Below are 12759 nucleotides of genomic sequence, written 5' to 3'. Positions count from 1 at the left end.
TCACAGCATCCGTCGGCGCCGCCCCAGCCATGTCTGCGCGACCACGACGACCGCGAGGAACGCACCGCTGACCACCTGCTGGTAGGAGGAGTCCAGGGAGCCGATCTGGTTGATGATGTTCTTGATCACCTGGAGCAGCAGTACACCGGCGAGGGTTCCGCTGATGAAGCCGAAACCGCCGGTGAGCAGCGTGCCGCCGATCACCACCGCCGCGATCGCGTCGAGTTCCATGCCGACGCCGAGGATCGTCACACCGGACATCAGATACGCCGCGTTGAGCGCGCCCGCCAGTCCGGCGCACAAGCCGGACAGGGTGTAGACGGCGATCTTCGTACGGGCCACGGGGGCGCCCATCAGGGAGGCCGCGTCCTCGTTTCCGCCGACCGCGTACACGTACTGGCCGAAGCGGCTGCGGCGGAGCACGAGCGCGCCGGCCACGAACAGGACGGCCGTGATCCACACGAGGAGACGCACGCCCAGGAGGCTCTCCTCGCCGAGTGTCGCGAGGAACGACTTCTCCTCGACGAGGTAGGTGGTGGAGCCCTCGTCGGTGATGTTCAGCAGGACGCCGCGGGCCAGCAGCATCGCCGCGAGGGTCACGATGAACGGGGCGAGCCGTGCCTTCGCGATCAGCACTCCGTTGATCAGGCCGATCAGCCCGCAGACGGTCAGCGGAAGGAGCAGGGCGACCAGCGTGCCGTACTGCGAACCCCACGCGGCCAGGACCCCGCCGAGCGCGAACGTCGACCCCACCGAGAGGTCGATGCCGCCCGTGACGATCACGAAGGTCATACCGAGGGCGATGATCGCGAGGAAGGCCGAACCGACGGCCACATTGCCGAGGTTGTCGGAGGTCGGGAAGGACTCGAAACTCAGCGAGGCGATCACGACGGTGAGCAGCAGTGCGACCAGGGCGCCGTGCTGCTGGGCCAGCGCCGTGAGGCGTTCGCCGCGGCTCGCGCCGAGCGGCTCCTTTGCCGGCAGGGAGGCGTCCACCACGGGGCTCTTCATCTGCGTACTCATCGCCTTCCCCGCTCCCGCGCCGCGTAGACGGCAGCGATGATCACTACGGCCTGGGCGATCTGCGTCCAGGACGGCGGCAGATCGTGCTTGATGAGGGTGGCGGTCAGAAGCTGGATCAGCACCGCACCGGCCACGGTCCCGCCGATCCGTACCCGGCCGCCGCTCAGCGATGTGCCGCCGACGACCACGGCCGTGATCGCGGACAGCTCCATCAGATTGCCCAGCGAGGTCGGATCGCTGGCGGTGAGCCGGGCCGTCGCGAGCACACCGGCGATGGCGGCGAGGGCGCCCGACACCACGTACACGATGATCAGCACCCTGCGGACCGGGAGCCCCGCGAGCTTCGCCGCGGGCCGGCTGTCGCCGATGGCCAGCAGCTGGCGGCCGAAGGTGGTGCGGCGGACGGTGAACGCGACGAGCAGCGCGAGCGCGACGGCGATCAGGACGAGATACGGGATGCCCAGGACGCTGCCGCTGCCGAGCGAGGCCATCGTGGGGTCGCGCACGTCCTTGAGCTGCGGCAGGAAGACATTCGCCAAGCCCCGGCACGCCACCATCAACGCCAGGGTGGCGACGATGGGCTGGACCCCGATGAAGGCGATCAGTGAGCCGTTCGCGAGACCCACCACCATGCCGCCGATCACCGCGACCAGGATCGCGATGGCGGGCCCGTAGCCCAGATAGAGCGCGACCAGTGAGGTGGACAGGGCCATCACGGACCCCACCGACAGGTCCACGCCCTCGCTGCCGATCGCGAGCGCCATACCGAGCGCGACGATCAGGACGGGGGCTACTTGGACGGCCTGGGTACGGAAGTTCTCGGCCGAGACGAAGTGCGGGGTGAGGGCGATGTTGGCGAGCAGCAGAGCGACGACGCCCACGTACACGCCGTAGTCCTGCAGCAGACGCATCATGCGGGCGCGGTCCAACGACGCGCCGCGCAGGGCCAGTTGGGTCATCGCCGACCGCCCTCCGGGTCCTGGGGCTGCGCGGCGATCGCCGTGAGCAGCCGTTCCTCGGTCACTTCGTCGCCCGTCAGCTCGGCGACCACGGCGCCGTCCTTGAGGACCACCACCCGGTCCGAGCCCTCGATCAGCTCCTCCGTGTCGGAGGAGATCAGCAGCACTCCGAGCCCGTCCTTCGCCAACTCGTCGATCAGCTTCTGGACTTCGGCCTTCGCGCCCACGTCGATACCGCGGGTCGGCTCGTCGAGCAGCAGCACCTTGGGCTGCATGGCCAGCCAGCGCGCGAGCAGCACTTTCTGCTGGTTGCCGCCCGACAGCTCGCCGACCTTCTGGTGCGGACCGGAGGCCTTGATCCGCAGGCGCTTCATGAACGTGTCGACGATCCGGTCCACACGCTCCTCGTCGACCAGACCGAAGCGGGACAGGCCCGGCAGCGCGGCAAGGGCGATGTTCTCGCGGACCGACAGACCCGGCACGATCCCCTCGGCCTTGCGGTCCTCGGGCAGCAGGCTGATGCCCGCGCGGATGGCGGCAGGCGTCGATCCCGTACGGATCCGGGAACCCGCCACGAGGACCTCGCCCTCGTCCGGCGGCAGCGCACCGGCCACGGCCTTCGCGGTCTCGCTGCGGCCCGAGCCGAGCAGCCCGCCGAGACCCACGACCTCGCCGGGGCGGATGGCGAGGGAGACGTCGTGGAGGGTGTGCCGGATCCTCAACCCCCGTGCGCTGAGGACCGGTTCACCGCCCGCTTCGTGCTCGCCGCTGAACTTGGTGAGCCCCTCGCTCCGCACCTCACCCATCGCCCGGCCCAGCATCAGCGAGACGAGCCGCAGCCGGTCGAGCTCGGCGATCGGGCCCGTGTGCACCAGCTTTCCGTCGCGGAGCACCGTGACGGTGTCGCACACCTCGTACAGCTCCTCGAGGCGATGGCTGACATAGATCACCGCGATACCGCGGTCGCGCAGCATCCGGATCACCCGGAACAAGGTCTGCACTTCGCGCGGTTCGAGCGACGAGGTCGGCTCGTCCATCACCACGACCCGCGCGTCCACCTGGACCGCACGGGCCAGGGCCACCATCTGCTGGGCGCCGACACCGAGCGTACGCAAGGCGCGTGTGACGTCGACGCGGACACCGAGGTCGCGCAGCGCCTCGTCGGCTTCCCGGTGCATCCGCCGGAAGTCGATCAGGCCGAGGCGGTTGCGGGGTTCGCGGCCGAGGAACAGGTTGCGGGCCACGCTCATCAGGGGGACGAGATTGACCTCCTGGTAGATCGTGGAGATCCCCGCGTGCTGGGCCTCCAGGGGCGTGCCGAAGTCCACCGGCTCGCCCTGGTAGCGGACTTCTCCCTCATCCGGGTGGTAGACGCCGGTGAAGACCTTGATCAGCGTGGACTTGCCGGCCCCGTTCTCGCCGATCAGGGCGTGCACCTCGCCGGGATACGCGGCGAAGTCCACCCCGTCGAGGGCCAGCGCCCCGGGGAACCGCTTGGTGACGCCCCGAACGGACAGGGCGGGTTCGCTCATCGTCAGTACGCCTTGCCGAGCTCGGACTTGGCGTTCTCCTCGGAGTACTCGGTGTCCTTGATAACGATGTCCTGTCCGACCTCTTCACCCTTGGTGAAGCCGTCGAGCGTCTGGAACGCGAGCGGCCCGAAGCGCGGGTTGGACTCGACCACCCCGTAGATCCAGCCGTCGACGATGCCCTGCACCGCGTTGCGGGTGCCGTCGATCGTCACGATCTGGACGTCGCCGGCCTTCTTGCCGGCGCTCTTGAGCGCGTTCACGGCACCCAGACCCATCTCGTCGTTCTCGGCGTAGATCCCGGTGATGTCCGGGTTGGACTGGATCAGCTGCTCGGTGACCTGCTGGCCCTTCTCGCGGGCGAACTCGCCGGTCTGCTCGAACACCACCTCGAGGTCGGGGGCCTTCTCGGCGATGCGGTCCTTGAAGCCCTTGGTGCGCTCGGTCGTCACGTTGTTGCCGGGCGCGCCGAGCAGGATCGCCACCTCGCCCTTGCCGCCGGTCGCCTCGATCATCTGGTCGGCGGCGCGCCTGCCCTGCTCGACGAAGTCGGAGCCGATGAAGGCGACGTAGTCCTTGCAGGCCGTCGCGTTGATCTTCCGGTCGATGGTGACGATCGGGATCTTCTTCTGTGCGGCGGTCCGCAGGACCGGGCCCCAGCCGTCGGAGTTGAGAGGCGCGATCACCAGGACGTCCGCGCCCTTGGTGATCAGGTCCTGGACATCGCTGATCTGCTTGGAGAACTGCGACTGGGCGTTGGCCGTGAGCAGCTTGATCCCACGCTCCTTCGCCTCCGCCTTGATGGAGGCCGTCTCCGCGATACGGAACGGGTTGGCCTCCTTCTCGGACTGCGAGAAGCCGACCGTGGCGCCCTTCAGGTCCAGCTTCTTGCCGCCGAAGGTCTCGATGTCGCACTTCTTCTGGTCGCCGGAGGGCTCGGCGACTTCCTGTCCTGCGTTGCTGTCCTGGCCGGTGTCCTTGGCGTCGGACGGGTCGTCCTCGGACTTGGCGCAGCCTGCGGCGAGAGCCAGGCTCAGGCAGAGTCCGGCGGTGAGCAGGGTGTGAGTGGTCTTACGGCGCAGACGAACGGTCGGCTTCATGGAGTCCCCATTACGGCGCGGCCCCGCGGCGCTCAGGCTCGCGTGGGAGATCGGCTGGTGCGGTCAACTCGCGGTCCGGTGCGGATGGTTCGGCGTGCCCCGGCCGGTGGTGGACGGGGTGCGCCGAGTGGTTCCGAGGATTGTTTACATCGTTGGAAGGAGGCTGTAAACCCTTCGCGCGAGCGCCCTTCGACGCCCGTTCGATGACCGGCTCATCGGCGCCCCAGCGTGCTCTCGCGTTCCATCAGCCGGAATTCGGCGGTGAGTTCACGCCCCTGCGGCTCCCCGTTGGCCGCCGCGGCGCCGCTCAGACGGCTGATCACGGACTCGACGGCCAGGCGCGCGATGGCGTGCTTGTCGGGTGCGACGGTGGTCAGCGTGACCGCCCCGAAGCGGCCCTCGACGATGTCGTCGAAGCCCACCACCGCCACGTCCCAGGGCACCCGCAGCCCGCGTTCGTGCAGCACCCGCATGGCTCCGATGGCGACGAGGTCGTTGTACGCGAACACCGCGTCGGGCCGCATCCCCGCGTCCAGCATCCGCGCCATGGCCACCGCTCCGTCGGCGCGGTCCCAGCCGCCGACCGGTCCGACCAGGCCGTCGGGCGCTGCCTGACCCGCGGCGGTCAACTCCTCGCGCCAGCCCTGCAGGCGCAGGTGGGCAGGCCGGTTGGCGGTGTCGGTGCGGGCGCCGAGGAAGGCGATCCGGGTACGTCCCAGGCCGAGGAGATGCCGTACCGCCGCACGCGCCGCCGCCACGTTGTCGATCGCGATGTGGTCGTACGGCAGGTCGTACTCGCGCTCGCCGAGCAGCACCAGCGGGACGTCGTCGGTACGGGCGCGCAGATCGTCGGCCTCGAGCTCGAGCGGGCTGAGGATCAGGCCGTCGATGACGCGGGCGCGGAAGCCCTGGCTGACGAGGATCTCCTGTTCGCGATCGCCCCGGGTGTGGTCGAGCAGCACGGTGTAGTCGTGCTCGGCGGCCGCGTCGATCACGGCGCCGGCCAGCTCGGCGAAGTACGGGTTGCCCAGCTCGGGCACGGCGAGCGCGATGATGCCGGTACGGCCTTTGCGCAGGTGGCGGGCGGTCAGGTTGGGACGGTAGCCCAGTTCGTCGATGGCGCGCTGGACCTTCTCGCGCATCGCCGGTGTGACGTGCTGGTAGTTGTTCACGACGTTCGAGACGGTCTTGATCGAGACGCCGGCGCGTTCCGCGACGTCCTTGAGGCTCACCCTCACGTGATTCCCCTCCGGGGCGGGCGCCCCTGGCCGCTGCCTGCGACAACGCACTTCTTGCCGTTGCATCGATGTACAGGCGCGTGTACTGGCCTTTTGTCATGACCCTGGACAGCCGGTCGGTGCCGTGCTGTCATGCCAACTGCCGTTCCTTCCAACGTTGTACAGACTCATCCGACGACCCGCCACCCTTCCTCACGAACCGCTCGAGATGGAGGATCAAGTGCGAGTGAGAAGACGACTGGCGTTACTGCTCGCTGTCTTGCTGGGACTCGCGGGGATGACCGCGCTCCCCGCCGCGCAGGCCGCCGAGGACCCCGCCGAGCCGCCCGGTCTCAAGGGCGAGTACTACACGCAATCCGCCCCCGGAGCCTTCGACTTCGCGGAGCTCAGGACCACCGGGTTCGACCCGAACCTCGACTTCGACAACCTCGAATCGCGCCTCACCGCGGCGACCGGCCGCTCCGACGACGTGAGCGTGCGCTGGACCGGCAAGCTCGTCCCCGAGCGCACCGGAGTCCACACCTTCACCGTGATCGGTGACAACGGCTTCCGGCTCTGGATCGACGGCGAACTCGCGATCGACCACTGGGTCGACGACTGGGACAAGGAACAGACCTCCCAGGCCGTCGAGTTGACCGCCGGCACCGCGTACGACTTCAAGGTCGAGTACTTCGAGCACTACGGCGGCTCCAACCTGCACGTCAACTGGATCCAGCCCGGTCAGCCCAAGGAGCCGATCCCGCAGTCGGCCTTCCGGCTCCCCGACGGCTTCGACTACGACGGTGCGTACGGCGGATCCGTCCTCGCCTCCGGCCGCATGCTGCGCCTGGACTTCATCCAGGAACTGGCCGCCCCGCCCGCGGACTTCACCGAGCACCTCGACGCCGTGATCGGCGGCGCCCCATGGCCGCTCGGCACCGCCACCGTGGACCCCGCCGACCCGCGCAAGCTTCTGATCGCCCTCGACGAACCCGTCGTCGGCCAGGGCGGCCAGGTCGACGTCCGCTACGACGGCGAAGGCGGCCTGACCGCCAAGGACGGCAAGGCCGTCGGCGCCTTCTGGAGCGGCGGCACCAACGACTCCGAGTACCAGCTGACCACCCGGTGGGGCGAGGACGTCCGCCCCTCAAACGCCTGGCGCGAGTACCCCCGCCCCCAGCTCAAGCGCCCGAACTGGCAGAACCTCAACGGCACCTGGGAGTTCGCCGGCGCCACGGCCGGGGAACAGCCGCCGTTCGGCAAGCGTCTCGCTGAGCGCATCCTCGTCCCGTACCCCGTGGAGTCGAAGCTCTCGGGCATCGAGCGGCACGAGGACCGCATGTGGTACCGCCGCACCTTCACCGTGCCGAAGAACTGGTCCGACAAAGGTCAGCGCATCAAGCTGAACTTCGACGCGGTCGACTGGCAGTCCGTGGTGTACGTCAACGGCAAGAAGGTCACCGAACACAAGGGCGGCTACGACCGGTTCGGCGCGGACATCACCGATGCGCTCAAGCCCGGCAGCACCCAGGAGCTGATCGTCGGTGTCCACGACCCGACCGACGCCACCGGCGGCGAGAACCCGCCCCTGGGCAAGCAGCGCCTCGACCCGTCCGGCATCTGGTACACCTCCTCGTCCGGCATCTGGCAGACGGTCTGGCTGGAGCCGGTGGCCGCGGACCACGCCCAGGGGCTCAAGCTGATCCCCGACGTGGCCGGTGAGCGCCTCGCCGTGGACATCCAGGGCGTACGCGACGGAGTGCCCGTCACCGCGGTCGCGTACGACGGGAAGCGCGAGGTCGGACGGGCCGGCGGCAAGTCCGGCAGCACCGTCCATGTCCCCGTGCCCGACCCGCACTTGTGGTCACCCGACGACCCGCACCTCTACGACCTCAAGGTCACCGTCGGCGGCGACCGCGTGACGAGCTACTTCGGCATGCGGTCGATCGAGGTGAAATCGGTCGACGGGACACCCCGGATGCTGCTCAACGGCAAGCCGGTCTTCTCCATGGCCACCCTCGACCAGGGCTTCTGGCCCGACGGCCTCCACACCGCGCCGAGCGACGAGGCACTCGCGTACGACCTGAAGAAGCACAAGGACCTCGGCTTCAACTCGGTGCGCAAGCACATCAAGGTCGAACCGGACCGCTGGTTCCACCACGCGGACAGGATGGGGCTGCTCGTCTGGCAGGACATGCCGTCCATGACGGCGGGCCGCACGCCGGACGCGGCCTCGCGGGCGCAGTACGAGCACGAGATGAAGAAGATGATCGACCAGCATGTCTCCAGCCCGTCGGTGATCATGTGGGTCACCTTCAACGAGGGCTGGGGCCAGTACGACCAGGCGCGTATCGCCGATCAGGCCAAGTCCTGGGACCCGAGTCGGCTGGTAAATAACATGAGCGGGCTCAACTGCTGCGGCGCGGTGGACGGCGGCAACGGTGACATCGCCGACGCCCACGGCTATCCGAGCCCGCTGCTTCCGGCGCCGGACGGCAAGCGGGCGCTGGTCAGCGGCGAGTACGGCGGCCTCGGGCTCGCTGTCCCCGGTCATGCCTGGCCGGTCCGCCACACCTACGTGGGGGTGGACCGGGCGAAGTACACGGACGAGTACCTCGGGCTGCTCGACAAGGTGCGGACGCTGGCCTGTCAGGGCAGCAACGGGGCCGTGTACACCCAGATCACCGATGTGGAGGGTGAGTTGAACGGGCTGCTCACCTATGACCGCAGAGTGATGAAGGCGGACGAGCAGCGGATCAAGGCGGCGCACGAAGCGCTGATCCGCGACGCGTCGGCGCCGGGAGGCGCCCAGTGCGCCTGAGCTGAGTGTCCGAGCCGAGCCATGGCCCGCCCCTGACGTACGCGAGGGGCGGGCCGTGGTTCCTGTGGGACGGGTGAGCGATGGTGCGAGAATTGATGCGCTCGTAACGTTCCGTATTCCGGACGTGCTTGACCGTAGTCGTCAACAAGCTGTTGACTGCTGGCTCCCGTTGTCGACGCGAGAGCTGGGCATGGCTACCCTCACCGATCCGCTCGCCCCCCTCGACCTGGCCTTCTGGAACATCGAATCACCCGAACACCCCATGCATCTGGGCGCCTTGGGCGTCTTCACCTGCGACTCCTCCTCGGCGGCCCAGCACGCGGCCGAGCTCCTCACGGCCCGTGCACCCCAGGTGCCCGGACTGCGGATGCGGATCCGGGACGTGTGGTTCGGCGCCGCAGGAGCGGTGCGCGAAGCCGCCCCCGAATTCGACCCCGTCCACCACGTACAACTGGCGCCCGGGACCGGCGATTTCCACGCGGCGGCCGGCACGCTCATGGAGCGCCCCCTGGACCGCTCGCGCCCGCCGTGGGAGGCCCATGTCCTGCCGGGAGCGGACGGCAGGTCCTTCGCGGTGCTCTTCAAGTTCCACCACGCGCTCGCCGACGGCCTGCGCGCGCTGACCCTTGCCGCGGGAGTGATGGACCCGCAGGCCGTGGTGCCGCGCCCCGCGCGATCCGCGCCCGCGGAAGAGCCGGGGCGCGGTCTGCTCGGCGCGCTCGCCGCTCTGCCCGGAGCGCTGCCACGGACCCTGCGCCGCCAGGCCGGCGCCCTCGGCCAAGCCCTCGACATCGGTGCCTCGGTCGCCCGCGCGACCTGGGACGTACGGTCCTCGGGCGCCCTCACCTCCGAGGCGACCGGCACCCGGCGCACGGCCGGAGCGGTGCTCGACCTCGACGACATCCACCGCATCCGCAAGAAGGCCGGCGGCACGGTCAACGACGTCCTCATCGCCGTCGTCGCCGGAGCCCTGCGCCGCTGGCTGGCCGAGCGCGGTGAGCCGGCCGACGAAGTGCGCCCGCGCGCCCTGATACCGGTCTCGCGTCGCCGCCCCCGCGCGCACCAGCCCCAGGGCAACCGGCTCTCCGGCTATCTGATCCGCCTGCCCGTCGACGAGGCCGACCCGCTGACCCGCCTCGCCACGGTCCGCGGCGCCATGGACCGCAGCAAGGACGACGGAGCGCACCGCGGTGCCGGGGCCGTGGCCCTGCTCGCGGACCACGTTCCGCCCCTGGGGCACCGGCTCGGCGGTCCGCTCGTGGCCCAGTCGGCGCGCCTGCTCTTCGACATCCTCGTCACGAGCGTCCCGCTGCCGAGCCTCGGCCTGCGCCTGGCCGGCTGCCCCCTCACCGAGGTGTACCCCTTCGCCCCGCTCGCCCAGGGCCAGTCCCTCGCGGTCGCCGTCTCCACGTACCGGGGGCGGGTCCACTACGGACTCGTCGCGGACGGGCGGGCGGTGCCCGACCTGGAGCTGTTCGCGCAGGCCCTGCACGACGAAGTCCGGGGGCTGGGAGCGGTGGCCGGGGTCTGACGCACAGGCCGGCCGGAGAGGCGGCCCGGGTCACACGCAAACGTCACTGGGAGTGACCTTGCGGATGCGGTGGGTTCGCGAAGAGGGAAGCGGTTTGGAGAGCAACGCCTCCACTCCGTAAAATCCCCCTTTTGGAATCTTCATGGCGCCGGTGCGCCCCCACCCGTACGAGGAAGCAGCGGCGATGACCGTGACCACTGACACCCCGGACAGCCAGGACTTCGGCCCCGGCATCGATCCGGAGCGGCTCGCCATCTGCCTCGCCGTGCTCGACGAGCTCGACAAGCTCGAGGTCGACCACCCCGACGCGATCGCGGTCCGCCGGGCCACCGCCGGGATCTACCGCACCGTGAAGCAGCGCCGCCGCCAGGAGCGCCGGGCCGCGAAGACCGAGAACGACCGGAAGGTCACGCACGCCACGGCCACCGGCTCCGCCGAGCGCATCGACGACGAGACCCAGGGCCTGCTGCCCAGCTCGTCCGTGGTCAGCGAGATCGCGGGCATACTGCAGCGCCCGCGTTCCTGCTACGTCTGCAAGACGCGGTACGTCGAGGTCGACGCGTTCTACCACCAGCTCTGCCAGAAGTGCGCCGCCGAGAACCGCGCCAAGCGCGACGCCCGCGCCGATCTGACCGGCAAGCGCGCACTGCTCACCGGCGGCCGCGCGAAGATCGGCATGTACATCGCGCTGCGGCTGCTTCGCGACGGCGCGCACACCACGATCACCACACGCTTCCCCAAGGACGCCATCCGCCGCTTCAAGGCGATGGACGACTCCGCGGACTGGATCCACCGTCTCGAGGTCGTCGGCATCGACCTGCGCGACCCGGCGCAGGCGGTCTCGCTCGCCGACCAGGTCGCCGAGCAGGGTCCGCTCGACATCCTGATCAACAACGCCACCCAGACCGTACGCCGGCTGCCCTCCGCCTACGCCGCCCTGGTCGACGGCGAGAGCGCACCGCTGCCCGCCGGCGAGCTGCCCCCGTACCAGGTCATCGGCGCCTTCAACTCCGGTGCGGTGGACGGCATCCAGGCCCTGCCCGCCGGGATCTCCGGCATGGACGCGCAGCAGGTCGCCGACCTCGCGCTCGTGGGCGGCCACGCCAGCATCGAGAAGCACCGCGACGGCACCGCCATCGACGCGGGCGGACTCGTGCCCGACGTCGTGGACACCAACACCTGGGTGCAGTCCATCGAGCAGATCTCCCCGGTGGAGCTGCTCGAGACCCAGCTGTGCAACTACACCGCGCCGTTCATCCTCATCAGCAAGCTGCGTGCCTCGATGGCCGAGGCCGCGGGCAAGGCCGCATCGGGCCGTGCGTACGTCGTCAACGTCTCGGCGATGGAAGGGGTGTTCAACCGCGGCTACAAGGGTGCGGGACACCCCAATACCAACGCCGCCAAGGCCGCGATGAACATGGTGACGCGCACCAGCGCCGCCGAGATGTTCGAGACGGACCGCATCCTGATGACCTCCGTCGACACCGGCTGGATCACCGACGAGCGCCCGCACTACGACAAGCTCCGCCTCGCCGAGGAGGGCTTCCACGCCCCCCTCGACCTGGTCGACGGCGCGGCCCGCGTGTACGACCCGGTGGTCCGCGGCGAGGCGGGCGAGGACGTGTACGGGGTCTTCCTGAAGGACTACGCGCCCGGCAAGTGGTAGGCGCCGCCCGCTGAACTCTGGCCGAACGGCCGAGGCCCGCTCCCTGTAATCCGGGGCACGCTGGGGCTCGGCCGACCAGAGTTTGTGAGGGGGGAACAGCGTGACGTCCCCTTCCCGTTCGCGGGTTGCCGGCTGGGCGATGCCGGTGATCGCGTTCGTCCTGGGGGTGTGGGGCGCCGCGGGACCGGCCCCATGGACGGACGAGATCGTCACCATGGACGTCGCGCACCGGTCATGGCCGGATCTGTTCGCGCTGCTCGGGCGGGTCGACGCGGTGCACGGTCTGCACTACGTGCTGATGCACATGGTGGGGCAGGTGGCCACGGTCAGCCCGTTCACCATGCGGCTCCCTTCGGCGACGGCGGTCGCCGTCGCCGTGGCGGGAATGGTGTGGCTGGGGCGGCTGTTGGGCGGACCCCGGCTCGGCGTGTGCGCGGGGGCGGCGCTCGCGGTGGCGCCGACGGCCTCCCGGTACGCGCAGGAGGCCAGGTCGTTCGCCTTCGTGATGGCGGTCGCCGTCCTGGCCACGGGAGCGCTGGTCAAGGTGGTCCGCGAGGACGGCGACGGCGGTGATCGCGACGGTGACCGGCGCTGGCCGGTCGTGTACGCGCTGCTGCTGGCAGTGCTCGGCTGGTTCAACGTGATGGGGCTGCTGCTGCTCGCGGCGCACGCGGTGACCGTGGCGTGGGTCCGTCCCGGGCGCCGCACGACCGTGCGGGTGGTGACGGCCCAGGCGGCCGGACTGCTGGCCGTGGCACCTCTGCTGCTCCTCGGCCTCACCCAGCACTCCGCCGTGGGCGAGGCGCCACCCGTCTCCATCGGAACCGCGCCGGCTCTGTTCTCCTGGCTCCTGAGCCCCGGCCAGGACACGCTGCTGCCCTGGCTGCGCTTGCTTCTCCAGAGCTCGGCCCTG

General features: G+C 69.9%; 9 protein-coding genes. 3 read left to right on the top strand and 6 right to left on the bottom strand.

Annotation, left to right across the window (positions count from 1 at the left end):
- The 5 genes from JAO81_RS02100 to JAO81_RS02080 form a co-directional block, all read right to left on the bottom strand.
- On the bottom strand, nucleotides 1-1023 hold the full coding sequence (locus JAO81_RS02100; RefSeq protein WP_199545986.1) for an ABC transporter permease: 1023 nt from the start codon (nucleotides 1021-1023) through the stop codon (nucleotides 1-3).
- Nucleotides 1020-1982 (bottom strand): ABC transporter permease, encoded by a 963-nt coding sequence (locus tag JAO81_RS02095; protein WP_199545985.1) that lies wholly within the window; start codon nucleotides 1980-1982, stop codon nucleotides 1020-1022. The genes JAO81_RS02100 and JAO81_RS02095 overlap by 4 nt, the downstream gene beginning before the upstream one ends.
- A complete protein-coding gene (locus JAO81_RS02090) occupies nucleotides 1979-3514 on the bottom strand; it encodes a sugar ABC transporter ATP-binding protein (RefSeq protein ID WP_199545984.1) in 1536 nt (511 codons plus the stop codon). Before JAO81_RS02090 ends, JAO81_RS02095 begins: the two co-directional genes overlap by 4 nt.
- A gap of 2 nt (nucleotides 3515-3516) precedes the next feature.
- The gene (locus JAO81_RS02085; RefSeq protein WP_199545983.1) at nucleotides 3517-4611 is read right to left on the bottom strand and encodes an ABC transporter substrate-binding protein; all 1095 of its coding nucleotides are present in this window, start codon (nucleotides 4609-4611) and stop codon (nucleotides 3517-3519) included.
- Nucleotides 4612-4823: 212 nt separating this feature from the next.
- A complete protein-coding gene (locus JAO81_RS02080) occupies nucleotides 4824-5849 on the bottom strand; it encodes a LacI family DNA-binding transcriptional regulator (RefSeq protein WP_199545982.1) in 1026 nt (341 codons plus the stop codon).
- Nucleotides 5850-6126: 277 nt separating this feature from the next.
- Here JAO81_RS02080 and JAO81_RS02075 point away from each other — a divergent pair, with 277 nt between their 5' ends.
- From JAO81_RS02075 to JAO81_RS02065, 3 genes are all read left to right on the top strand, one after another.
- Nucleotides 6127-8649 (top strand): PA14 domain-containing protein, encoded by a 2523-nt coding sequence (locus JAO81_RS02075; RefSeq protein WP_374194247.1) that lies wholly within the window; start codon nucleotides 6127-6129, stop codon nucleotides 8647-8649.
- Nucleotides 8650-8839: 190 nt separating this feature from the next.
- A complete protein-coding gene (locus JAO81_RS02070; protein ID WP_199545980.1) occupies nucleotides 8840-10180 on the top strand; it encodes a wax ester/triacylglycerol synthase family O-acyltransferase in 1341 nt (446 codons plus the stop codon).
- 184 nt (nucleotides 10181-10364) lie between these two features.
- Nucleotides 10365-11846 (top strand): SDR family NAD(P)-dependent oxidoreductase, encoded by a 1482-nt coding sequence (locus JAO81_RS02065; protein ID WP_199545979.1) that lies wholly within the window; start codon nucleotides 10365-10367, stop codon nucleotides 11844-11846.
- Nucleotides 11847-12134: 288 nt separating this feature from the next.
- Here JAO81_RS02065 and JAO81_RS02060 read toward each other — a convergent pair whose 3' ends face one another.
- Nucleotides 12135-12389 (bottom strand): hypothetical protein, encoded by a 255-nt coding sequence (locus tag JAO81_RS02060; protein ID WP_199545978.1) that lies wholly within the window; start codon nucleotides 12387-12389, stop codon nucleotides 12135-12137.
- Nucleotides 12390-12759: the final 370 nt, after the last annotated feature.

It is taken from the genome of Streptomyces sp. N35, assembly GCF_016464295.1.
Classification (GTDB): Bacteria; Actinomycetota; Actinomycetes; order Streptomycetales; family Streptomycetaceae; genus Streptomyces.
Note: the sequence above shows the minus strand (reverse complement) of the source record. Positions and strands in the feature narration are given on the sequence as shown.